The organism is Akkermansia sp. JRP_AM1 (genome assembly GCF_049262625.1).
GTDB classification, from domain to species: domain Bacteria; phylum Verrucomicrobiota; class Verrucomicrobiia; order Verrucomicrobiales; family Akkermansiaceae; genus Akkermansia; species Akkermansia massiliensis.
On record NZ_CP118234.1, the window covers coordinates 2615029 to 2636916 of the forward strand.

The 21888-nt window shown below is 60.1% G+C and carries 18 protein-coding genes and 1 pseudogene; 6 read left to right on the forward strand and 13 right to left on the reverse strand.

Features of this window, described 5'->3' with window-relative positions:
* The first annotated feature begins 13 nt into the window (after positions 1-13).
* From serS to PVA48_RS12625, 3 genes are all read left to right on the forward strand, one after another.
* Complete coding sequence (gene serS, locus PVA48_RS12615; protein WP_102728100.1) at positions 14-1294, forward strand: serine--tRNA ligase; 1281 nt, start codon at positions 14-16, stop codon at positions 1292-1294.
* Between the two features lie 36 nt (positions 1295-1330).
* A complete protein-coding gene (locus PVA48_RS12620) occupies positions 1331-1834 on the forward strand; it encodes a hypothetical protein (RefSeq protein WP_423231835.1) in 504 nt (167 codons plus the stop codon).
* 130 nt (positions 1835-1964) lie between these two features.
* Positions 1965-2108 (forward strand): hypothetical protein, encoded by a 144-nt coding sequence (locus tag PVA48_RS12625; protein ID WP_423231836.1) that lies wholly within the window; start codon positions 1965-1967, stop codon positions 2106-2108.
* A gap of 242 nt (positions 2109-2350) precedes the next feature.
* Here the strand turns inward: PVA48_RS12625 and PVA48_RS12630 are convergent, their stop codons facing one another.
* The 8 genes from PVA48_RS12630 to PVA48_RS12665 form a co-directional block, all read right to left on the reverse strand.
* Entirely contained in the window at positions 2351-2689 is a 339-nt protein-coding gene (locus PVA48_RS12630; RefSeq protein ID WP_102722486.1) for an RNA recognition motif domain-containing protein, read from the reverse strand.
* A gap of 219 nt (positions 2690-2908) precedes the next feature.
* On the reverse strand, positions 2909-3268 hold the full coding sequence (locus PVA48_RS12635) for a hypothetical protein (RefSeq protein WP_423231837.1): 360 nt from the start codon (positions 3266-3268) through the stop codon (positions 2909-2911).
* 87 nt (positions 3269-3355) lie between these two features.
* The gene (locus tag PVA48_RS12640) at positions 3356-3787 is read right to left on the reverse strand and encodes a radical SAM protein (protein WP_423231838.1); all 432 of its coding nucleotides are present in this window, start codon (positions 3785-3787) and stop codon (positions 3356-3358) included.
* A complete protein-coding gene (locus PVA48_RS12645; protein ID WP_423231839.1) occupies positions 3757-4011 on the reverse strand; it encodes a hypothetical protein in 255 nt (84 codons plus the stop codon). The genes PVA48_RS12640 and PVA48_RS12645 overlap by 31 nt, the downstream gene beginning before the upstream one ends.
* Positions 4012-4026: 15 nt before the next feature.
* Positions 4027-6204: a hypothetical protein gene (locus tag PVA48_RS12650; RefSeq protein ID WP_423231840.1), complete on the reverse strand. Its 2178-nt coding sequence runs from the start codon at positions 6202-6204 to the stop codon at positions 4027-4029.
* 66 nt (positions 6205-6270) lie between these two features.
* Entirely contained in the window at positions 6271-6954 is a 684-nt protein-coding gene (locus tag PVA48_RS12655) for a hypothetical protein (protein ID WP_423231841.1), read from the reverse strand.
* A 190-nt stretch (positions 6955-7144) separates the two neighbouring features.
* Complete coding sequence (locus PVA48_RS12660) at positions 7145-7501, reverse strand: L,D-transpeptidase family protein (protein ID WP_423231842.1); 357 nt, start codon at positions 7499-7501, stop codon at positions 7145-7147.
* An 11-nt stretch (positions 7502-7512) separates the two neighbouring features.
* Positions 7513-7851, reverse strand: a complete 339-nt coding sequence (locus tag PVA48_RS12665) for a hypothetical protein (protein WP_423231843.1) — start codon at positions 7849-7851, stop codon at positions 7513-7515.
* A gap of 71 nt (positions 7852-7922) precedes the next feature.
* On the opposite strand from PVA48_RS12665, the gene pyrE reads away from it, so the two are divergent.
* Together pyrE and nagZ are read left to right on the forward strand one after the other, a co-directional pair.
* Positions 7923-8492, forward strand: a complete 570-nt coding sequence (gene pyrE / locus PVA48_RS12670) for an orotate phosphoribosyltransferase (protein ID WP_022397339.1) — start codon at positions 7923-7925, stop codon at positions 8490-8492.
* Positions 8493-8505: 13 nt separating this feature from the next.
* Positions 8506-9569: pseudogene (gene nagZ, locus PVA48_RS12675) on the forward strand (beta-N-acetylhexosaminidase).
* Positions 9570-9658: 89 nt separating this feature from the next.
* Here nagZ and PVA48_RS12680 read toward each other — a convergent pair.
* Positions 9659-10624 carry a family 16 glycosylhydrolase gene (locus PVA48_RS12680; protein WP_102722482.1) on the reverse strand — a complete coding sequence of 322 codons (966 nt, stop codon included), beginning with the start codon at positions 10622-10624 and terminating at the stop codon, positions 9659-9661.
* Positions 10625-10821: 197 nt separating this feature from the next.
* Entirely contained in the window at positions 10822-15204 is a 4383-nt protein-coding gene (locus tag PVA48_RS12685) for a DUF6288 domain-containing protein (protein WP_102728103.1), read from the reverse strand.
* Between the two features lie 175 nt (positions 15205-15379).
* Between PVA48_RS12685 and PVA48_RS12690 the strand changes: the two genes are divergently transcribed.
* Complete coding sequence (locus PVA48_RS12690; RefSeq protein ID WP_102722480.1) at positions 15380-16690, forward strand: malic enzyme-like NAD(P)-binding protein; 1311 nt, start codon at positions 15380-15382, stop codon at positions 16688-16690.
* 313 nt (positions 16691-17003) lie between these two features.
* Here PVA48_RS12690 and menD read toward each other — a convergent pair whose 3' ends face one another.
* From menD to PVA48_RS12705, 3 genes are all read right to left on the reverse strand, one after another.
* A complete protein-coding gene (menD, locus tag PVA48_RS12695) occupies positions 17004-18599 on the reverse strand; it encodes a 2-succinyl-5-enolpyruvyl-6-hydroxy-3-cyclohexene-1-carboxylic-acid synthase (RefSeq protein WP_180975145.1) in 1596 nt (531 codons plus the stop codon).
* A 5-nt stretch (positions 18600-18604) separates the two neighbouring features.
* Complete coding sequence (locus PVA48_RS12700) at positions 18605-20257, reverse strand: class I tRNA ligase family protein (RefSeq protein ID WP_102728106.1); 1653 nt, start codon at positions 20255-20257, stop codon at positions 18605-18607.
* Positions 20258-20956: 699 nt separating this feature from the next.
* Positions 20957-21763 carry a hypothetical protein gene (locus PVA48_RS12705; RefSeq protein ID WP_423231844.1) on the reverse strand — a complete coding sequence of 269 codons (807 nt, stop codon included), beginning with the start codon at positions 21761-21763 and terminating at the stop codon, positions 20957-20959.
* Positions 21764-21888: the final 125 nt, after the last annotated feature.

Consider the following 21888-nt stretch of genomic DNA (forward strand, 5'->3'; position numbering starts at 1 on the left):
AGCTGTGCGCGTTATGCTCGACATCCGTGTAATACGAGAAAATCCGGAAGAAGTGAAAGCGCGTTTGAAGCCCCGCAGCGGAGACGCGTGGAAGCTTGTTGATGACGTTCTGGCGTGCGATGAAGCGCGCCGCAATGCCGAGACGGAAAAGCAGGCCTTGCAGTCCGAGCGCAATGCCACCTCCAAGCAGATCGGCATGCTCAAGAAGAAGGGGGAGGACACCTCCTCCATTGAAGCGCGCGTGCGCGAAATCGGGGACCGCATCCGGGAGCTGGACCGCCTGGCGGAAGAGAATTCCGCCCAGCTCACCTCCCTGCTGATGAACATTCCCAACCTGCCGCATCCGGAATGCCCCGTGGGCGCGGATGAAACGGCCAACCCGGAGGTCAAGCTGTGGGGAGAGAAACCCGCCATTGAGAACCCGAAGGACCATGTGGAGCTGGCCGCGAACCTGGGCATGATTTCCTTTGAAGACGGCGCGCGGATCACGGGCTCCGGCTTTGTGGTATACCGTGGGGCGGGCGCGCGCCTGGAACGCGCCCTGATCAACTTCCTGCTGGACACGCAGACCGGGGAGAACGGCTATCAGGAAGTGGGCGTTCCCTTTGTGGTCAAGCGGGAGTGCATGGAAGGCACTGGGCAGCTCCCCAAATTTGAGGAAGACATGTACGGCACGGAAGACCAGCAGATGTTCCTGATTCCCACGGCGGAAGTGCCCGTGACCAACCTGTACCGGGACACCATTTTACAGGAAAGCGAGCTGCCCATCAAGATGGCCGCGTACACGCCCTGCTTCCGCCGGGAAGCCGGGAGCGCCGGACGCATCAACCGCGGCATGATCCGCGTCCACCAATTTGACAAGGTGGAGCTGGTCCAGATTCTGAAGCCGGAAGACTCCTTCCGGGAGCTGGAAGTGCTCCGCAGCCATGCGGAATCCATTCTTCAGAAGCTGGAGCTTCACTACCGCGTGATTGAACTTTGCACGGGCGACCTCGGCTTTTCCTCCGCCAAGACGTATGACATTGAAGTATGGGCTCCGGGCCAGGGGCAGTATCTGGAGGTTTCCTCCTGCTCCTGCTTTACGGACTACCAGGCGCGCCGCATGCGCCTGCGCTACAAGGACGCGGACGGCAAGAACCAGTTCTGCCACACCCTGAACGGTTCCGGCACGGCTCTGCCGCGCCTGTACGTAGCCCTGCTGGAAACCTGCCAGCAGCCGGACGGCTCCATCCGCATTCCGGAAGCGCTCGTGCCGTACTTCGGCGCGGACAGCATCCGCCCGGAACAGGGCTGAACCGGCATTTTCACGTCCCAACCCTGAATCAAGCCCATGCCTGACGAGGGCCCGCTGGAACACTACCTGACTGTTTCCCATGAGCCGGAGCCGGACGTTCCGGAACCGGCTCCGGAACGCAGTCCCGGACCGTGGCGGGAGAGGGGAATCATGCTGGGCCTGGGCTTTCTGCTGGGGTGCATCGGGGCGTATGCGCTGATTTATTCGGAAATGTCCGGCGGCATGCGGACGCTGAAAGAGTCGCTTTCAGAAGAACGCGATGCGAATGCTTCCCTGCAAAAGGAGCGTGCCCATTTGCTGGAAACGCTGGAGCAGATGCGCATGGACAGCCTGCTGACGGAACGTTCCCCCCTTTCCATGACGGGCAATGGCATTCCCGGGACGAGCCGTCGCCCCGTTCCCCAGCCTCCGCCGCTTACGCCGCTGCCTTCCCGCGGACAGGCTCCCCGGCTCCCGCGCCGGAACCCGGCTCCGTGGAGGACCGCCTGGTCAATCCCGGTCCGGAGGACTGGAAGGAACGCTACCAGTACGCCGCTTTGAAATACAACCGGGTGGTGGAGGATTACAACAGGCTGAGGAAGCTTTACATGAACCTGGTGGGCCAGGGGGAGCCGCCAGCGGGCTGGTAACGGGAGCCCAGTTTTACAAGGCCCTGCGGAAGGATACGCGGGTGGAGGCGCGCAAGCTGGATGAACGGTACATGAAGGGAGGGCTGCGCGGCAGCGAGCTCCGGGAACTGGAACGCAGCAGGGATGAAATGCGGCACCGGGACTGGTGGCTGAAAAAAATGGCGCGCCAGTTCCAGATAGATTGAACGGGGGGAGGACATTCCCGTTGTGAGGAATAGTCCGGTGAAGCGGCTGGCTTGATGAAAGGCCGCACGGGGCAGGCAGCGCTCCGGGATTCCATGCAGCCATAAAAAGAGGCTTCCCGGAGAATGGCCTTTCCCGGGAAGCCTTGTATAAATAATAAGGCCAGGAGCATGAAAGCGCCGGGCCTTACTGGAAGTGTGGTGATCAGGAAGAAGCGAATGTTCTTCCCGCAATTTTACCGCTGTTAGCGGCGGTTGCGGCCATAGCCGTTGTTGTCGCGTCTGCCGCCGCCGCCATTGCCACGGTAACCGCCTCCACCGCCGCCGCCTGTGTTGGCCTGCGGTTTGGCTTCATTGACAACCAGGGGGCGACCCTGAAACTCATTTCCGTTCAGGGCGGAAATGGCATCGTTCATGGAATCGGTGGAATCCATGGTGACGAATGCGAAACCTCTGGGCCTTCCGGATTCACGGTCGGTTGGAATGAATACTTCAGTCACTTCGCCATGGGAACCAAACAAATCCCTCAGGTCCTGTTCGGTGGAATTGAAGGACAAATTCCCTACGTACATTTTTGTGTTCATATGATCAAAAGACAAGTGATCTGATTATTCTTAAATGCATTCCCGAAGAGCCGGGATTAGAAGTTAAAATCCGAATACGCAGACACCATTGTCTATAGGACAGAATATCCTCTGGATATTGAAATGCCAAGAATAATATGGCTCATGCCTGATTATTTCAACATCCGGCTTCCATGGATGCCGGGAACCGCAGCCTTTTGAGAAGAAAAATCCCCTCCGTCAGCACAGTTCCGCCGCAATGGCGTCCACGAGCAGTCGGCCGCGGCCTTTCAGGATGAGCCTTTGTTCCGGGGAAATGTCCGCCAGGCCCAGTTCCCGGTATTGTTCCAGCAGGGGGCGGGATTCCGGAAGGATATATTTCAATGGCAGCCCTTCATCCGTCCGGAGCATCAGGGCAATGCGTTCCAGGCGGTAGTCTTCCGCGGTGACGGGTTCCTGTTCGGAGAGGGGGAGGCCGTTTTCCAGCGTGCTGCGTATGTAGGCGTCCGTGTCCCGCGTGTTGGAGTACCGTATGCCGTTGATGGTGCTGACTGCGCCGGGGCCTATGCCCACGTAGTCCTCACCCTTCCAGTACGCCATGTTGTGGGGGAGCGGCAGCCCTCCCGGGCGTAGTTGGAGGTTTCATAGTGTTGCATGCCTGCCGCTTCCAGCATGTGTTCCGCCAGTTCAAAGTAGGCTGCGTCTTCGTCCGGATCCTGCCTTTTTTCCCCGCAGCAGGCTCCGGAAGAATTCCGTGTCTTCCTCATAGGTGAGGTTGTAGGCGGAGACATGGTCCGTTCCGGCACGGACGGCTTCCCTGAGGGTGGCTTCCCAGGTGGAGAGGGTTTGCCCCGGAATGGCGAACATGAGGTCCATGTTGATATGGGGCATTCCCGCGTTTTTCAGCATTTCCACGGAGTGCAGGGCCTGTTCCGGGGTGTGTTCGCGTCCCAGCAGATGCAGAATGCCGGGGTCCAGGGATTGCACGCCCAGGGAGACGCGGTTCATGCCCAGGCTACGCCAGAAGCGCACTTTTTTTTCCGTAAAGGTGGCGGGGTTGGCCTCAAAGGAGAATTCGTCCAGCCTGTCTACGGGCACGAGCCGGTCCAGGGTTTCCATGAGGCGTCCCAGGTGCGTGTCCGAGAGCATGGAAGGCGTTCCCCCCAAAGTAGAGCGTGGCCGTTTCCCCCGCGGTCCGTGGACAGGGCGGCGGCGCGGGATTCCACCTCCCGCCCCAGCGCACGGATGAAGAGCTTCATGTCCGTGGAGGCCGGCGTGTGCTTGAAGAAGGCGCAGTACGGGCAGATGCGGTGGCAGAAGGGGATGTGGACGTAAAGATGCACGGGGTGCGGCGGGAATCAGCGTCTCCGGCGGCGTCCGGAGGTTCCTTCCCCGTCGCCCTTCTTGTTCTGGGAGAGTTCCAGAATCCTGGCGGAAGAGTCCTTCATCTCCTTCTTGACGCGGGATTTTTCCGTACCGTCGGCCAGGGACATGTAGTTCTTCGTCAGGGCACTGTAGAAGGGGTGAATTTTCGTTTCCTTCTTGTTCTTGGGCTTGTACCTGAACCCGTCCGGGCAGGTGTCCACCATGTTTTTCATCCAGGGGATCAGTTCCTCCTTGGGCAGGGCCAGGCACAGGGCGTCCAGGGAGAAGGACATTTCCTCCTGATCCACGTCCTTGGGAGCGTTCAGGGCATTGTTTTCATCCCGGTAGAAGTTGAGGGCTTTCTTGAAGCCCCTGTCCACGGTCCTCTTGAGCCTGTCCGTGCCCTGGGCCTTGGCATAGGCTATCTGGTAGGCGGCCTGGGGTTCCGGGTAGGAGTTGCGCTTGGACTCGGACTTGAGCCAGGACATGAGGTCCGCCCACTGGAAGGTCTTGTAGTCATGTTCCTGCTTCAGGGCGTTTTCCAGAATCACGGAGCAGAGCACATTGACGTATTCCTTGGCGTGGTTGGCCAGCATTTCCTTGCCGTTTTTGTCCCCGCGGCCTACGGAAGAGACGTATTTGCGCGTTTTCCAGAGCTTTCTGATGCCCATGCCGTCCGGAAGGGCCTCACGTACTTCATCCACCATCTTGGTGGCCCCCATGAGGTCCTGGGGAGCCTGCTTGAAGAGCGTGTACCAGGCTTCCGTGTAGAACGGGTTGGCCTTGAGAACGGTTCTCATGGCGGTCTGCGTGAATTCCCTGGGCAGCGTGCCGGAGGGGTCTTGAGCCTCTTCCGTGGAAGAGTTCGCGCCCGCGAGCTTGTAGATGTTCATGGCGAAGCGGCTGTCGATGAATTTCTCGTAGTCGATGTTCATGGACAGGGCCAGTCCGGACTGGTATTCCGCATTCCCGGTGCGCGGCGCCTTGGAGTCCCGGAAGTACCAGAATCCCGTGGTGGCTTTCAGGGTGTCTACGCTCTGGCCCACGCTCAGCCAGCAGCCGTTGCCGTTGAAGTTGGTGGTCATCAGGTTGCCGTGGCCGGGCTGTCCGGCAGGGGCGGCGGGGATGCCGCGGGCAATCTGGGAGTTGCGGGAGATGAGGGACATGGTGCCGCAAACGCCGCCTTCATGAAGCTTGCGTTCATTGGATTCCCGGGACCATTCCGGATCAGGGTCAAAGCTGAACAGGATGGGCGGCTCCTTGTCGTCATCCATGCGGTAGGGGCCGTACAGCCACAGGCGCGTCGGGCCGCGCTGGCCCATGTAGCGTTCCCACACGCTGTCGCATTCCCGCAGGGGGCGCGTTTCCGAGAGGGCCATCATGGCCGGCCAGGGCGTTCCTTCCAGGGACACGCCGGTCCATTCCACGCGCTTGTGGTCCACGTCCCGCAGCTTGCTGCAGTTTTCATATTTGTCCACCAGGTAGGTGAAGAATTCCACCGGGGTGGGGAACGGGTCCCTCTTGCGCCTCAGCTGGCCGTGGCGGTACAGGTATTCGTGCAGGAAGCCGGCCAGGTTGCCTTCCGTAATGGCGGTGTCCCCTATTTCCGAGACCGTGGGGTATTTGTTGATCCATGCCTGCTTGGGCGTGATTTTCTTGCGGTCCAGGTAGGCTTCCACCTTTTTGTAGCATTCTTCATCCACCGTGCGCGGAGCGTTTCCGTACCAGTTCACAGGGGGCTTGCCGGCGCAGTACAGGTCCGCGGGCGGAGGCATGACGCCGGAGGACCTCAAGCCGTTCAGTTTGCCCAGGGCGTCAATGTAGCGGCCCTGCTGGGTGAGGTCGAAGGCGCCCATGCCGAATTCGCGGCGTCCCACCGCAAAGGCCAGGACGAGCTGGTTGTATTTTTCCGTCATTTCCAGGCCCAGTTCATCAATCATGAAGGCCACATTGGTGGCGACGCTGGGGTCCGGCGGGAAGAACATGGCGAAGACTTCACGGTTGTTCTTAGTGTTTTTCAGCCATTTTTCAAAGTCCGGGGAGAAGGTGCCGCCGCGCTTTTTCACGTAGTCGCGCACGTAGGCTTCCGCGTAAAGGGGGTATTTAGCCAGAAGCTTTTCAGAAAATTTGCCCTTGGAGGCCATGGCTTCCTCCCGCAGCGCCTTTTCCATGGCGATGACTTGCGGGGAGGGGAAAGATCGGGCGCGACCGGTTCTGGCTCAGGCTCAGGTTCCGGTTCAGGCGCCACGACGATGGGTTCCGGTTCCGGGGCAACCACCACAGGTTCCGGCTTGGGCGGAGCGGGCTTGGGTTTGGGCTTGGGCGGAACCACTACCGGGGGCGCCACGGTTTTGGCGACGGGTTCCTTTTTGTCCTTGAGGATTCTGGTAGCCCAGGAAGCCGAAGAGGGCGAGCATTCCGGTAACGATGACCGTGATGACGGGGAAGCCGCCGGAACGCTTTACCTTGGGCAGCGGCGCGCCGGGCGTGACGGCGCCGATTACCGGCTTCCGGAGCTGGGGCTGCTGCGGCTTTTTGGCCGGGCGCAGGGCCTGGGCGTGGGCAACGGCCGGCTGGGGCTGTGCCGGAGCTTGAGCCTGCGGCTGTGCCAGCGGGTAAAGGAAGAGCACGGTACCGAAGCCCCTCAGCTTGCCTTCCGCATTGGCGGAGTACTGGGTTTCAAAGGCTTCCTGCGCCTGGGAGAATTGAGCCCGGTTTTCCGGGGCCGCGGACAATTCCCCGGTAGCCAGGTCACGGGTGACGAGGCCCTGGGGGCAGAATTCACGTATCAGGACGGCCTGGCCTTCCGGGGAGATGGCCTGGTACAGGTTATAATCCGGACCGCTTTCTACAAGCGCCGTGATTCTATAGCCGCCTATGTTGAAATGGGACGGAAGGGCAGGGGTTTGAGGTACTGTCATGACGAATCAAAAGATCAAAGACTCATTTATTTAAGGAGGTCCGGAGCCTTTTGTCAATTCCGGAGTGCGGAAGCTGTGCCATGGCGTCCGCATAGCGCGGGCACCCGTCTGGAAGAAGGGGAAAACCTCGTTTCAAGGAAGCCGGAAGAGGGCCTTTTTCTCCCTGCGAGCAGGGAGCCGCCGGGAAGGGCTAGCGGATGGTGACCTTGGTTCCGAGAGGTGTGTGTTCAAAGAACGTCTTGGCCATGTCTGCCGGGAGACGCACGCAACCGTGGCTGACCGGGTATCCGGTGACAAAGCCCACGTGCATGCCGTAGCCGCCCGTAATCCGCATCCAGTAGGGCATGGGGGCGGGGTCGAAGTAGGTTCCTGCGGGCGCGCCGCCGGCCCTGGCGTTATAGTCCCCGTTGACGACGGCACCGGTGGATTTGCTGCGCAGAACGCCGTACGTGCCGGATTTGTAGTTGGCGTCCTTCTGGATAATCTTGTAGGTTCCCCTGGGCGTGCCGAAGCCTTCCTTGCCGGAGGACATGGGAGAGACGCCCACCAGCGTGGCCCCTACGTAGTAGAAGACTTTCTGCTGCTTGAGGTCAATAATGATGTGCTTTTCCCCTGAATGCCCGAAGGCAGGTCCCAGTATCCCTGGCCCAGGCGGGCTTCCGGCGGCAGGTCCGTGTTCACGCCGGAGGTGGCGCCCACGCCGGACAGGTAGCTGTCCTGGCTGGACGCGCCCTGGATTTTCCCGGCGATTTTATCAAACAGGGGGGCCTTCCATATGGATTGCAGGAAACGAGAATGGAACTGATAGAAGCTAATGCCAGTATGCCGGGTTTCATGGGAACGGGAGAATGACAGGCAGGTTATGGAGCCTGTCCGCCCTTTTGTCAAGATTTGCATGCTGTTATCCGTTGCTTATTCCGGGGGTATCTGTTATACACGGCGCAACCACCTCATCCATCCATATCTCCATGAGTGAACAATACGACCTTCTGAAAAGCATTCTTCTGGAAAAATCCGTGCGCACGGGAACCTTTACGCTGGCTTCCGGCAAGGTGTCAGACCTGTATGTGGACTGCCGCATGACCGCCCTGGACCCCGTGGGGGCCACGCTGGTGGGCGCGCTGGGCTGGAAGCTGGTGCAGGAGGAGATTCTGCCCCGTTTCCCGGAGGTGGCGGCCATTGGCGGAATGACCATGGGCGCAGACCCCATTTCCCTGGCCGTCGGCATGACCAGCGCTCTGGAAGGGGCTGAAAAGAAGCTCCAGGTGTTTACCGTGCGCAAGGAGCCGAAGGACCATGGCCGGGGACGCCGCATTGAGGGCAATTTCCAGGCCGGGGATACCGTGGTGGTGGTGGATGACGTCATTACGACGGGCGGCTCCACCCTGAAGGCGATTGACGCCATTGAGGCGGAAGGGGGCAAGGTAGCCGCCGCCCTGGTGCTGCTGGACCGCGAGGAAGGCGGCCGCCAGGCGATTGAGGAACGCGGCATTCCCGTTTATCCCCTGTACACCAGGACGTCCCTGCTGGGCAAATAATTTTTTTCCGTTCATGCTCCCCGCCCTGATCGGCATAAGCGGCCATGAAGTGGGCGCGGAAGAGGAGGCGGCCATCCTGCGTTTGCAGCCGGCCGGCTTCATCCTGTTTTCCCGGAATGTGGATTCCGTGGAGCAGGTGCGCAGCCTGACGGAAACGTTGCGGAAGCTCTGCCGCCACCATCCCGTCATTGCCGTGGACCAGGAGGGGGGCAGGGTTGTGCGCACCGCTTCCCTGGGCCTGAATTTGCCTTCTCCCGCTTCTCTGGCGCGGAGCGGCGGTTTTAACGGCATTGTGGAACTGGGCGCGGTGACGGCGATGGCGCTCCGGTACCTGGGGGTGAACCTGAATTTTACCCGGTACTGGATATTTGCCATGACCCGTCCGCGGCCAATGCGCTGCCCGGCCGCTGCTGGGGAGACAATCCCCAGGACGTGATTTCGCGCGGAGGCGTTTATTCCTCCAACCTGCGCCGGGGCGGCGTGCAAAGCTGCGGCAAGCATTTTCCCGGCATGGGGCGCGCCCAGGCGGACCCCCATTTCAGCCTTCCCGTGGTTGACCTGGATGAACGTGAGTTGTTCAAGACGGACCTGCTGCCCTTTCTGGCCCTGTGTCCGGAGCTTTCCTCCATCATGTCCGCCCATATCATGCTGCCGCAGATTGATCCCGATTATCCCGCCACCCTGTCCGAACGGGTGATCAGGGGGCTTCTGCGGGACAGGCTCGGCTTCCGGGGAGTGGTGTTTACGGATGATTTGTGCATGGGGGCGATTGCGGCGCGGCATGCTCCGGATGAAGCCGCCCTGCTTTCCCTGAAGGCCGGGTGCGATCTTCCCCTGATTTGCCATGACCCCCTCTCCTGGCTGGACGGCGTGGCTTCCCGCCTGGAAGGCCTGGACGCCTATGACCGGGATGATTCCTTCAAGCGGGTGGAGAAGCTGAGCGATTCCCTGTGCTTCCCGTTCCCGGAAAAGGCAGGACTGTGGGATTCCTGCCTGCGCCGCGCGGAGGCCTTGTGCCGCCTGGCGGAAGGGGAGGCGGATGAAGAGTCGCCTTCCTCTCCGGTTCAGAAGTATTGACGCGAATGCCGATGACGGCCTTATGCCGAAAGTGCGCCGGGAATGAAGCCGGGAGCTTTATCCCCGTGACAGGGGGAGGAAGGGAGTGTTTAAAGTCTGCTCCTTTTGCGGCGAGTCAACAGGATGGCCGTTCCAACCAGGCTCAGCGCGGCTGTAGCCGGTTCCGGCACGAGGTGGTTGTATTTGCTTGATGAATAGACTTTGACGTAGTCGATGTCGAACGCGGCTCCGGAGTTGGCCAGCGTATTCTGGTCAATTCCTTTATTAACCCCTGCATTTTCTACCCAGTTGCCTCCGATCTGCTGGTCGATGATCAGGTAAAATTCGTTTCCGTCTTTGTCAAAAGGCCAGTTTGCATTATTGGGCTTTTTAAAGGAGCCGGTTTCCTTTCCGTCCACATAAAAGGTGATGCCTTCTTCCGTCCATTCCATTCCGTAGGTGTGCCAGTTTGTTTTTTCAGCGCCGTCGCTCCAGCCGGGGGTGACCCCCTGGGATTTGTCTTGGTTTGGAACGCCGTTTTCAGACCAGTGGATTGTCTGGTAGACACGTCCTTCGTAATTCAAATGTTCCATGATGTCAATTTCCCCTCCTGCCGGCCATCCGATGCTGTCGGATTTGGGCATCATCCAGATAGCAGGCCAGACGCCCTGCACGCAATCGAATCTGGCGCGAACTTCTACGTAGCCGTATTGGAATTGGAAGGTTTTCAGAGAGTACACTCCTCCGCAGGCATAGGTCTGGGCTGGGGCGGTCTGATTGGTCTGGGTGGTGTAGTCTCCGTATTTTCCCCACAGGGTCATGGCGGAATTGCCGTCCTGTTCCCGGAATTCCACAAGGCTTTCGTCCTGGGATTGGTATTTGCGCCAATCCGGGGCGTTATGGTTTACGTAATCGATACGGCTCCAGTTGCGGGCATTCAGGGAGGGGCCGTCAAAGTCGTCTTCAAAAACAAGTTCCCAGTCTTTGCCGGAGACCCACGGGGTTGCCGCCAGGGCAGGCGGCCCGGCAAGGGAAACGATGGGGAAAAGAAGAAGGAGCGTTGTTCTGATGGACATAACAGGGAGGGGTGGGACAGGAGGAAGAGGCGTCAATGGCCAAGAACCGGGCCTGCAGCCCGAATATCGTGTAAGGGGGCTTTTCCTCGCTGGAGAGGTAGAGCCCCTTTTCTTCACAGGGGCATGCCCCTGTGAAGATTTCTTTATGGCAAGGATTGGTTTGTCATTGCAAGTTGGTTGTGGAAGGCTGCCCAATGTTAACGCGCAACGTTTCTGGCGGAATCCGCCTTGTACACGTGCAGTTCCGCCAGGCGGACCTTGCCCCCCTTCTGGAAGAGCTTGACGCGCAGCCTGTTGGTGGTGATAGGCTCAAACGTCCTCATGCACTTGATAAAGCCGTTGCCGGGGAGCTGGAGCATGCGCAGCACCTCTGGCTCATTGGCGTACATGGCTTTCTGCGCATCGCTGACGCCGGCGGTAGCGGCTCCCAGGGAACCCCAGTGGATGGGAATCCACTTGCCGCCCTTGTTGGCTTCAATGACGAGGCGGTTGTACCCCTTTTCAATCTTGATGTCCACGGCGCGCAGGGAGGCGGCGTTTTTCAGGGAGAGTTCCAGCACCAGGGGATCGTCTTCCGTGGGGGAGGCGTCCAGTTCCTCGATGGTGGTGGCGTCCCGGTCCAGCAGCTTGGCGGTGTCCACATGGCCTCCGGTGGAGGCTTTCAGCTTGTAGTCCGTGACTTCCTCCGTGGCGCTGCCCAGCAGCTTCAGTTCTCGCACGCGGCATTCCAGGCCGTGCCAGTCCGTGGAAACGCGGAACAGGCAGCGGGAGCCTTGCGTCAGGCAAGAGTCGTTCGGGGAGACCCAGGTTTTCTCCTTCTTCTTGTCGGTTTCATCGTACACCTCTATCTGGTTGCCCTGGGAGGCTGCGGAGATGTAGGTGCCGTCCGGCAGGTGGAAGGAGCAGCCCCAGTTGCCGTGGTCGCGGATCAGGATGCCCGGCACCCACAGGTGGTTGCAGTTGGTGACCGGGTGGGCTTTTTCCCCGCAGCCCACTTCAAAGCCGCCTACGGCGATGGGGCGGTCATATTCCACGTCCAGGTCGTTCACGCGCCATTTGATTTTGGCGCTCATTTTCTGCACGCCCGGCTGGGTGGGGCCGCTGAGCTCCTTCTTGTAGGAGTACACGTTCCACTGGCCGCCGAATTTGGAGTCGGGGGTCCAGGAAATGGTTTCCATGGGGGAGAAGGTGGTGGCGTCACTGAATTGGACGGTGCCGGCAAAGTCGTACTTGTAGGCGGAATTGGCCTTTCCTTCCAGTTCCTTGTCGCGGTGAAGGCCCAGGGCGCGGCCCCCCAGCGGCTGCTGGACGTCCACGTTCAGGGAGTATTCCCCGGGCTGGGGCTTGTCGTCCTTCCGCTTGGGTTCAAAGAAGATGCGCACGTCCATGCCCAGGATCATTTCCGCACAGGTGGCCTTGGTGAGCTGGTCCAGGCCGGGAATGGCCATGATGGCCTTGGCGACGGGAAGGGCCCGGGCATTGACGACGCTCATGAGCTTGAAGCGGCAGCCCTGTTCCACGGGGATGTTTTTCAGTTCCCGGATGGCGGATTTCAGGGAGCCGGGAGCCTTGGCGCCCAGCGCGGCGCTGACCATGGACCAGTTGCGCACATAGGTGTTCAGGAAGCGGGATTCCGTGTCAATGATGGGGGGAACCTTCCGGAAGGATTTGGCCTGGAATTCCGGCTTGCCCGTGATCGCCAGGTTCTGGCGTTCCGCGCACAGCGCCGTGATCCAGACGCTGGTGCGGATGTAGGTGCCGATGACCGGGTCTGCCGTCATCAGTTCCAGGCGGTTGGGGTTTTGCATCATGCCGCCGTCAAACGGGCGCAGGAGCGTCAGCTTCCAGCGGAACGCCTCCATGTTCTTGTAGTAGACTTCCGGGTTCGTCCGCCAGTAGGCGGGAAGGGCCCACATGATGGAGAGCGTCTCGGAGGAGTGGCCCTGGTCGCAGCCGCCGATGGGGCCTTCCCCGTACATGATGCGGCTGTTTTTAGTGTAGAGTTCCGGTCCCCCGCAGATGAGGGAGGCGATGTAGTACGGGCCGTGGCGGCCGGAGTAGGTGCCCCCGCATTCGCGGTTGGGTTCAAAGGTGAAGGCCTCCGTCATGCGGCCGTACGGGCCCATGCCGGTGGGGCAGATGGACTGGGCGTGGTCCATCATCTTGTCCAGCACGTCGTCTTCCGTGCGCGCCGGGGTCTTGCTGGCCAGCGCCAGGAACAGGCACATGTGGGAGCCGCCGATGCTGACGCCCGTGCCCGCATAGCCGGGGTGGATGCCGTGGCCGGTGACGAAGTCCCCGTAAAGAACCTCGTTTTTCATGCGCTGCACGCCGTTGCGGATGGCCGGCAGAACGGAGTTGTCCCGGTAGCGCAGCCAGTATTCGCACAGGAAGATGCCCGCGGAGGCCTGGGGGACGGCCCACCAGCACTGGGAGCCGGAGAAGGCGATGTACTGAGCCGCCTTTTTAATGACGGGATCATATTTCGGGTTGCCCGTGGCCATCAGGGCCAGCCCGGCCCAGCCCGTGTCGTAGTGGTTGCCGCAGTAGCCGCCCGGGCGTTCCCAGGAGCCGTCCTCGCGCTGCTGGGCCGCCAGCCATTCGCTCATCATGTGGACCACGGCCTTGCTCTTGGCGCAGTTTTTCGGGAAGCCGAGAGCGTAGCTTCCCAGCTGGGGAATCTTGAACGTGACGTTTTTCACGTATTTCTTCACGGAGTCCGGCAGGGTGGCGGAACCGCCCACATGGACAGCCACACCTACGGAGGCCGCCCCTCCGGGCGTTCCGGTGCCTTTCAGCTTCCAGTCTCCCTTGGGAATGTCAAAGACCAGGGAGGAGACGGCGTGAGCCAGCCACACCTTGCGCTCGGGGTCATATTTGGCCGCGCCGTAGCCCACGCTGTATTGCAGGGGCTTGAGCTTGGTCAGCGGAACGGGGCCGCCGGGGCCTTCCAGCCTCAGGTCCGACCATTCGAAGCCGTCGCTGCCGATGCCGTTGCCGCCGTCATCCACATGAAGGCGCACCTGCTGGCCTCCCTTCACCGGAATGGAGAGGGAGACGGGCTTTTTGGCCCGTTCCTCCCGGAAGACTTCCTTCCAGAGCGGCTGGATGCCCTGGATTTTCTCCACATTTTCCGCAGGAATGAGGTTCAGGGTGATTTTTCCGGCGCCTTCCGCCTTGTCCACCAGCAGGCCCGCGTGCATGTCCAGGCCGCGCCTGTCCTGGTGCTGGTAGGGACCGTAAAGCACATCCAGGCTTTGGGCCGTCTTGAAGGGCTGGCCGTCAATGCCCAGGATCAGGTCGCCCTCCTTCACGTATTTTTCAGCAGGGGAGCCTTCAATCACCTGGGTGACCATGTAGAGGTTCGCCACGGGTTCCCCATTGGGGTCCAGCAGGGTTTTTGGGAAAAAGCCCCGGAAGTTCGTGTCCGGCCAGGAGGCGTCCAGGCCGCGGGCGCGGAAGCCCAGAGGGCCGAAGGTGGTGATCCAGCCCTTGGCCACTTCCTCGGAGTTGCCGAACCAGCTCGTGTACAGGTTGGCGTACTGCTTCCTCCACTGGTTCAGCGTCATGGCCTTGGCGAATTTTTTCACGTAGGCGTTGACGTCCCCCATGTTGGTGGTCTGCCTGGCGGCTTTTCCGCGCGGACGGCCGGGGGAGGCGGGTTTGACGGCAGCTTGTGCCGCCAGGGCCGGAGCATCCTTCTGTTTGGTGGGAGTTTCCGGTTCCGGCTGTTCCGCAGACGTGGCGTCGTCTGCCGGAGCGTCCGCCTCTCCGGCAGGCTGTTCAGGTTCGGGAGCAGGTTCTTCCGCGGGAGTGGCGGAGCCGTCTTCGTCCTGTTCCTCAGGGGCACTGGCGGACGGCGTTTCTTCCGGCTGTTCCGCTGCTCCACCCGGGGGGGCCTCCGCGGCGGCGCTTTCCTGTTCAAAGGGGTCTTCCACTTCCGCAGCAGGCAGGGCGGCTTTCTTTTCCGGTTTGGGTGCTTCCTTCTTCTCTTTTTTGGGCTGCGTACTGGACGGTTCCTGCGGGGCGGCGGAGTCCTCCGCAGGCTTCTGCGTGTAGTAATAAGCGGCGCAGGCGCCTCCCAGCAGAATCAGGATAAGGATCCAGATGCCGGCGGAGCTTTTCTTTTTCCGGGGCTGGGAAAGGGGTACCGCATGGACGGGGGGCGCTCCTGCTGCGGGAGTGGCCAGGGTTCTCTGGTCGCGCTGGAGGGGCTCCACGGGAGTAGCCGGAAGCGGGGACTGCTCCGCGGCGGGATGAACGCCGGGCAGGGCATAAACCAGGTACATGGTGCCCAGGGCGGGAATTTCCCCCAGGGAGCCGGTGCGGAACTGGGCTTCAAAATCGTTTTTCAGCGGAAGGACTTCCTGTTCGATGTCCGTAGTTTCCGGATAACGCAGTTTTCCGCTTTCCGGATCGCGCACGGCAAGGCCCTGCGGACAGAATTCACGGACCAGGTATTGCACGTGGTTGGCGTCCGACGCGTAATAGACATGGCAGAGGGCATCCGTCTGCTTCAGTGACTGGATAAGGTAGCCGTTGATATTAAATCCGGAAGGCAGTGGGGGAGTGGTTTCCATGGTCAGGAGGCAATTGATAATCCAGCTACTTATTACCACATCCGGAGAGCTCTTTCAATGTAAAAGGGCGCTTTCCGGCTGCGGCGTGTGACGCGATTAATTGATTATTTACTTGAATACATGGCTATTATGTGGTGCAAGCAAGGCTCGATTTTTTGTTTTTTTCATTACGATCATGAGTTCCGACATTAGATTAGATGCCTTGCAGTACCATTCCCAGCCCCGCCCCGGCAAGGTGGAAACGCTGCCCTGCAAGCCCTGCTTTTCGCAACGGGATTTGACGCTTGCCTATTCTCCGGGCGTAGCCGAACCCTGCCTCCGCATCAAGGAGGATCCTTCCCAGAGCGCCCTGTACACAGGACGCTCCAACCTGGTGGGCGTGGTGACCAACGGCACCGCCGTTCTGGGCCTGGGCAACATCGGTCCGGATGCGGCCAAGCCGGTGATGGAAGGCAAGGGCGTTCTGTTCAAGGTGTTCGCGGACATTGACGTTTTTGACATTGAATTGAACGTCAAGGAGCCGGAAAAACTGATCGAGGTTATCAAGACCATGGAGCCCACCTTCGGCGCCATCAACCTGGAAGACATCAAGGCCCCGGAATGCTTCATGGTGGAGGAACGCCTCCGCGAGGAAATGAACATCCCCGTGTTCCATGACGACCAGCACGGAACGGCCGTCATCTCCGGCGCCGCCCTGCTGAACGCCGCAGAACTGACGGGCCGCAAGCTGGAAGACATGAAGGTGGTCGTCGTAGGGGCCGGGGCCGCGGGCATTTCCTGCGCCAAGTTTTACATGACGCTGGGCGTCCGCCGCGAACATATCTACATGTTTGACTCCAAGGGGCTGATTCATACCGGGCGCATCGACCTGCACGCCACGAAGGCCCAGTTCTCCCAGTCGGAGGACTGCTCACTGGATGAAGCCCTCACCGGGGCGGACGTGTTCCTGGGGCTTTCCACCAAGGGGCTGCTCACGCAGGACATGGTGAAGCTCATGGCTCCTTCCCCCATCATCTTCGCCTGCGCTAATCCGGATCCGGAAATTACGTACCAGGACGCCAAGAAGGCGCGCCCGGACTGCATCATGGGTTCCGGCCGTTCCGACTGGCCCAACCAGGTGAACAACGTCTCCTGCTTCCCCTTCATTTTCCGCGCCGCCCTGGACGTGCACGCTTCCGTCATCAATGAACAGATGAAGATTGCCGCCGCCCGGGCGTTGGCGGATCTGGCGAAGGAACCCGTTCCGCAGGAGGTGGTTGACCTGTACGGGGGCGCTCCCCTCAGCTTCGGCATCGATTACGTGATTCCCAAGCCCATCGATCCCCGCATCATTGAATGGGAATGCCCGGCAGTGGCCCAGGCGGCCATGATTTCCGGCGTGGCCCAGTCCCCCATCCGAGACATGGAGGCTTACACGCTTGAACTGCGCAAGCGCATTGCCGCCGCCCGGGAGCGCGTTTCCGGCGTAGTGCGCAGTTATTTGTAAACGGCTCCGGCGTAAAGCCGGAAAATCCATGCCGCCGTGGTACGCGCCCGGCGGCTGCATTTGGCCGGGGGAGGTCCGTTCCCCCGGTTTTTTATGCCGGGTAGCGGTGAGGCGGTGTTGAGCCCTTCATTTGGAAAGATGCCTTCAGGGGGGAATGCCTCCGGCCTCTGCCGCTTCCGGATGAATAGGCGGTTGAAGGACGCACTGGCTTTTCCAATGTTCATTCGTCCGCGCTCCGTTTTTTCAGTTGCCGCAAGGGGTTGCGGCTCTCCATCCGGCTGATGGGAGGGAGGGGGGCGTTGGGCGGAACGGTTCAGTGCTTAGCCAGCGCGTTTCTGACCTGTTCCGTCTGTTCCCGGTCCGGGATGAGTTCCGCGAGAACCTGGCTGTTTTCCTCCAGGGCGTCAAGCTGGTCGAAATCTTCCGCCGTGCGGATGGCTAGGTAGCGCATGCCCCATTGTTCCGCAATGGCCTTGAAGGAGTAGGCGTGGGGCTGCACAAGCAGGTTACGCATGGCTTCCGAATGGCTGGCCGCTCCGGGCAGGGCGCGGAAGATGCCGCCCCCGCCGTTGTTGATGACGCCGAGCACGCGGGTTCCCGTGTCCAGCTGGGGAAGGAGGGCCAGGGCGTTGGAATCGTACATGGCGGTCAGGTCCCCCACGAGGGCCCAGGAACGGGAACACCGGGCGGAGACCCCCAGAAAGCCGGAGATTTGCCCGTCAATGCCGTTGGCCCCGCGGTTGGCGCGGACGTTTTCCGTGGGGACGGCCATCTGGGCGAAGCTGTTCCAGTACCGCACGGGCATGGAGTTGCCCAGGTAAATGCAGTCGCCGTCCGCGGCAAAGCAGGAGAAGGCGCGCACCATGGCCTGCTCGCTGTCCGGGCAGGTGATGAGCAGTTCCTCCATCAGGGCCTTTCTGCGCTTGTTCATGGCGCGCAGGCCGTTGACGTCCCCCACGGGGTCCACGTCGCCCAGAGCGTGCAGAATGGCTTCTAGGTCTCCGGTGACGACGGCGGAGGGCCGGGCCAGCCCGGAGAATCCGGTGCGGGTGACGGAGAAGACTTCCGTGGAAGGGATGTCCTCCAGGTCGCGCCAGAAGCGGGCCACGGGCACGTCCCCTATTCTGAGCAGGATGGCGGGCGGGTTTTCCCTCAGCAGGGCGTCCGCATCCGTCAGGGCCAGATGGGCCAGTTCCTCCCGGAGGCCGGAGGTGGCGTCCGCCACCACGGGGGCTTTCAGTTCATTCGCGAGCCACAGGGCAGGGGCCTGCTCCGTGGGGTCCAGTCCGCCGAGCATGACCACCAGCCCGCCGCGCGATTTGAAGCGCAGGGCTTGGGCCAGTTCCGCCAGGGAACCGCGGAATTCGCTGTCTTCCGGCGGTTCCGCCGGGTAAAGGTCGCAGTTGCCGGGATTCCAGGCGGGGTCCGGGTCCGGCAGGCAGACGTTGATGTGCAGGGGAGAGGCGTAATCCCAGTCTTCCAGAATGTCTTCCGGCAGGCTGTCCGGCGTTTCCAGATCAATCGTGGGCGCGTAAATGCCGAACAGGTCCGCCTGTTCGATGGCCTGCGGAGCGGCGGAGCCGCGGTAGTCCGCCGGGCGGTCCGCGGTGAGCAGGAGCAGGGGCCGGCGCTGGTAGTAAGCCTCCACCACGGCGGGGAGCAGTTCCGCCGCCGCCGTGCCGGACGTGGTGACCACGGCTACGGGAAGCCCCATGTCCTGAATGCGTCCCAGGGCAAAGAACGCGGCGGACCGTTCGTCAAAGTGGGTCCATTTCACCAGGTCCTCCGCGGCGGCCAGCACCTGGAGCAGCGCCATGTTGCGCGCGCCGGGGCAGACCACCCATTCACAGATGCCGCCCAGGCAGCACTGGGCCAGCAGGGATTTGACGAAGGATGCGGAGGCACTCACGGGAATCAGCCTTGTTTTTTGGCCGTCCTGGCCGCTTTTTCAGCCAGTTTGGCCTTTTCCTCTTCCGAGAGAATGCGGGGGAAGACGGGGGCCGGGTTATTGATGCGGTGCCCGGAGGGGAGGATTCCCCAGGCCAGCGTATCCGGCGTGCGGCCCCGGAACAGGTCCGCGGCGTTGAGCTGGTCCAGGATGCGGGCGGAAGCGTCCGGCAGGACGCAGCCGATGAGGTAGCCCGTCTGGGCGCAGCATTCCAGCAGGTGGCGCAGCACGCAGCGGAGGCGCGGCGCGGCGGCCTCATCCTTGGCAAGCTGCCAGGGCTGCTGCTGTTCAATGTACGCGTTGCAGGCGGAAACCTGGGCGTTCAGGGCCGCCAGGGCGTCGGAGACCATGTTGTCGTCCATGTATTTGGAGAACAGGGTGACGGCCTGGTCCATGGTGACGCGCAGGGCCTTGGAGGCTTCGTCATCGTATTCCTCCGCATCGGAGATGACGGAATCGCAGTAGCGGCGCGTCATGTTGATGGAACGGTTGCACAGGTTGCCGAGGTCATTGGCCAGCTCCGTGTTGTACAGCATGACCAGGCGGTCCGCGTCAAAGTTGGCGTCCTTTCCGGTGGTGATGTCTCGCACCAGGTAATAGCGCACGGGTTCCGGGCCGAACTGTTCCGCCAGCAGGTTGGGGTCCACCACGTTGCCGATGGATTTGGACATTTTTTCCCCGTTGATGTTCCACCAGCCGTGGACGAGCAGGGTGGGCATTTCCTCGTCGGAGAAGCCCATGGCATGCAGCATGGCGGGCCAGTACACGCCGTGGGCGGGCACCAGGATGTCCTTGCCGATCACTTCGCAGTCCGCGGGCCAGAGCTTGGAGAATTCCGGCAGCCCGCTGTCCGGTTCCGCCAGGTAACCGGCGAAGGAGACGTAGTTGATGAGAGCGTCAAACCAGACGTAAGTCACGAATTCCGGGTCAAACGGAAGTTCTATTCCCCAGGAAAGGCGGCTCTTGGGGCGGGAAATGCAGAGGTCCGAGTCAAAGTCAATGGCATTGAGCACCTCCGCCTTGCGGAAGGCCGGAAGAACGAAGCCGCTGCTCTTTTCCACGAACTTCTTCATCCACTCCACATGGTCGGTCAGGCGGAAGTACCAGTTTTCTTCCTCCAGTTCCACCACTTCCCCCCATTCCGGGCCGAAGCTGCCTTCCGCGTCCCTCTCCTTGTCCGTCAGGAATTGTTCCTGGCGCACGGAGTAGAATCCCTTGTAGGATTTTTTGTAAAGCTGTCCCCTGTCCTTCAGGTTCGTCAGGATTTTCTGCACGCAGGCCTTGTGGCGCGGGTCCGTGGTGGAGGCCCACCCGTCATTGCTGATGCCCAGGCGTTCCCACAGGGCCAGGAATTTGGCTGTGATGTTGTCCACATGCTCCTGCGGCGTAATGCCCAGTTTTTCCGCCGTCTGCTGTACTTTTTGCCCATGCTGGTCCACCCCGGTCAGGAAATAGACTTCCTCCCCCTTCATCCGGTGCCAGCGCGCGAGAACGTCCGCAAGGACTTTTTCATAGGCGTGCCCGATGTGGGGCGGTCCGTTGGTGTAGTCAATGGCCGTGGTGATATAGTACATGCGGGGAACGATACTCCTTTCCTTCCGTTTTGCAAGCAAAGTCATGGCGGCGTCCAGCGAGTATTTTTAAAAGCATGGAATGGTAGAATAAGGAGTTGCAATGAAGGAAGAAGGCGCACGGAAGTTCCTTTCCATGGAGTCCGGCGGCCTCTTTCTTTCTTGACATCCTGCATTCCGGACAGCGTGGAACGCGTCCCATGAAGATTCTGCGTCTTGGCGCTTTTCCCGGCGACGCATTCATGAGCGCTTGAATGGCATTGACCAGATGCAGCTGGAGGTCTGGATGAAGCGGATGACGATTCTTCCGCACTAGTTGGCCACCCAGGGAATGGCTGCATTTTCCCCATGGAACGTAGCCGGAAGCCCAATGAGCCTGAATGTCCGTGGTGTTTTACAGGGTAAGCGCCTCCTTCTCACATTTTTCTGGAAGGTCAGTCTTGTTGATTATAGAAAACATGTCGTTGATCATGTGATGATAGAGGGCTGCATTTTGGCGTATGATAGGGATAATGATCGTATGCAGCCCTTGGCAGGATTCCGGAGATGACGGTTCATAGATGTAGTGTTTGCAAAGATATGAATTAAGTCTTTCCGTACATTCCCTGTCGTGGTTCCAGTTCGGCGAACTTCCATAAAATGCAAATCCGCGAACTTTCAATGACAAGCGGCTGATTTCCTCGAAAATATCCGCAGGATCGCCCCATCGCAACAGAACGCTGCTATAAGGCGGCAGGTTGCACGTTTCTATGTTTTCCCAGGACCATAACGGCCCTTTTCTAAGGTCGGCTGTTTTGCGATTCGCCACCCAAGGGCATCCCCATACTCCAAATGATAGCTCAGGGAATTTTTAGATAAGCGAAAGGCCAAATACACGGCTGCCAGGCAATCTTTACACAATCCCGCAAGAAGGACTGATTTCAGGCATGGCATCTGCCTGATACGCTCAGACACATCCTGATACATTTCCTGAAAATGAAGAAGCATGTCCCATTGCAGGTAACGGATGTTTATGGTCGGTCTGTGGTCATCCGTTAAGAGAAAGTGTTTTCCCGGACGGTCGAATGGGTTGATAATAAGTTCTTCTGCATTTACGTTTTCTGGGGTGATGGAATCCGTGCACTCGTAGAAGGTAAAATGATAAATATCGGCGGAACGCCGGATAAACCGTTCCTTTCCCCAATCATCCCATTTCAGTACCAGTTTTTCTCCATCGTGGTAGAGTACGGTCGCGTGGTCCTTGCGGTGAAGCCGGCATCCGCGGCTATGGGTGATCCGGAATTCGTCGTTCCATTGGGGATGGCTGATCGTGATGGTCCTCCCCGGTTGGGAAAGGACTGGGACGTTATTGTAGATAATGTTTCCGGAACCGGGAGGGCGTCCCTCATTGCACATGTTCTTGCAGGATGGAATTCGGAGAGGCGTTCCCGTTCCCGGCCCTTCTTGCAACACGGAACATGCTGCGGCAGGTGTTTGATGGGGTGATGCGTTCATCATAAAATGAATAGGTAATTTCATTATGAAGAAATAATCAATAACACCCCCTTTCTTCATTCAGCAACAGATAATTTTGGAAGTAAAACCCATGCAATACATGCCACCTGAAAAGGATAGCGCAGCGTTTTGCTCCTCAAATTATTTTTAAAAGAGATAATACCGGCTTTCAATAGAGTTCCAGG

What these genes read in the sequence shown, in the direction of transcription:
- serS (WP_102728100.1), top strand. Translation starts at nt 14, where the DNA reads ATGCTCGACATCCGTGTAATACGAGAAAATCCGGAAGAAGTGAAAGCG.
- PVA48_RS12685 (WP_102728103.1), bottom strand. Translation starts at nt 15,204, where the DNA reads ATGGAAACCACTCCCCCACTGCCTTCCGGATTTAATATCAACGGCTAC.
- PVA48_RS12630 (WP_102722486.1), bottom strand. Translation starts at nt 2,689, where the DNA reads ATGAACACAAAAATGTACGTAGGGAATTTGTCCTTCAATTCCACCGAA.
- PVA48_RS12635 (WP_423231837.1), bottom strand. Translation starts at nt 3,268, where the DNA reads ATGGCGTACTGGAAGGGTGAGGACTACGTGGGCATAGGCCCCGGCGCA.
- PVA48_RS12690 (WP_102722480.1), top strand. Translation starts at nt 15,380, where the DNA reads ATGAGTTCCGACATTAGATTAGATGCCTTGCAGTACCATTCCCAGCCC.
- PVA48_RS12705 (WP_423231844.1), bottom strand. Translation starts at nt 21,763, where the DNA reads ATGAAGAAAGGGGGTGTTATTGATTATTTCTTCATAATGAAATTACCT.
- PVA48_RS12665 (WP_423231843.1), bottom strand. Translation starts at nt 7,851, where the DNA reads ATGCAAATCTTGACAAAAGGGCGGACAGGCTCCATAACCTGCCTGTCA.
- pyrE (WP_022397339.1), top strand. Translation starts at nt 7,923, where the DNA reads ATGAGTGAACAATACGACCTTCTGAAAAGCATTCTTCTGGAAAAATCC.
- PVA48_RS12650 (WP_423231840.1), bottom strand. Translation starts at nt 6,204, where the DNA reads ATGGAAAAGGCGCTGCGGGAGGAAGCCATGGCCTCCAAGGGCAAATTT.
- PVA48_RS12680 (WP_102722482.1), bottom strand. Translation starts at nt 10,624, where the DNA reads ATGTCCATCAGAACAACGCTCCTTCTTCTTTTCCCCATCGTTTCCCTT.
- PVA48_RS12620 (WP_423231835.1), top strand. Translation starts at nt 1,331, where the DNA reads ATGCCTGACGAGGGCCCGCTGGAACACTACCTGACTGTTTCCCATGAG.
- PVA48_RS12655 (WP_423231841.1), bottom strand. Translation starts at nt 6,954, where the DNA reads ATGACAGTACCTCAAACCCCTGCCCTTCCGTCCCATTTCAACATAGGC.
- PVA48_RS12640 (WP_423231838.1), bottom strand. Translation starts at nt 3,787, where the DNA reads ATGGAAACCCTGGACCGGCTCGTGCCCGTAGACAGGCTGGACGAATTC.
- PVA48_RS12700 (WP_102728106.1), bottom strand. Translation starts at nt 20,257, where the DNA reads ATGACTTTGCTTGCAAAACGGAAGGAAAGGAGTATCGTTCCCCGCATG.